Source organism: Mesorhizobium sp. M6A.T.Cr.TU.014.01.1.1, from assembly GCF_004022765.1.
Classification (GTDB): domain Bacteria; phylum Pseudomonadota; class Alphaproteobacteria; order Rhizobiales; family Rhizobiaceae; genus Mesorhizobium; species Mesorhizobium mediterraneum.
This window is the reverse complement of the sequence record NZ_RZPG01000133.1, coordinates 1-409: the sequence shown is the minus strand read 5'-3', so window position 1 is coordinate 409 and position 409 is coordinate 1. Positions and strand designations below refer to the sequence as shown.

1 protein-coding gene is annotated in these 409 nt (G+C 64.8%); it reads right to left on the bottom strand.

Going from position 1 to position 409, the window contains the following annotated elements:
• Positions 1–409 (bottom strand): SDR family NAD(P)-dependent oxidoreductase (locus EN885_RS33285; protein WP_128335272.1); only part of this gene is annotated, 409 nt, incomplete at both ends.

Sequence of the window (409 nt, the reverse complement as noted above, 5' to 3'; positions counted from 1 at the left end):
AGCAGGCTGACCTGGCGCGCTGCCCTGCCGGCGGTGTAGCGCCGTTGCGGACGGGCATCGGTCGCTGCTTTGACGACCACCTGCGCCACCACTTCGGGCCGATCGGCGACAGGCATCACATCGCGAGGCAGCGCTTCCAGCGTAGCTCGAGCCTGATCGTATTCCTGCAACGGCGAATCCGGTTGGATCCCGTTCTGGTCGAAGACAGTGCGAACGAATGCCGGCTCGATGACCGAGACGCGGATACTGAAGGCACGAACCTCGTGGTCGAGCGATTCCGAATAGCCCTCGAGCGCGTGCTTGACCGCCGAATAATGCGCTGAATACGGCGCCGGCACCAGTCCCAGCACAGAGCCGATATTGACGATGCGCCCCTCGCCACGCCGCCGCATCGACGGCAGCACCGCAT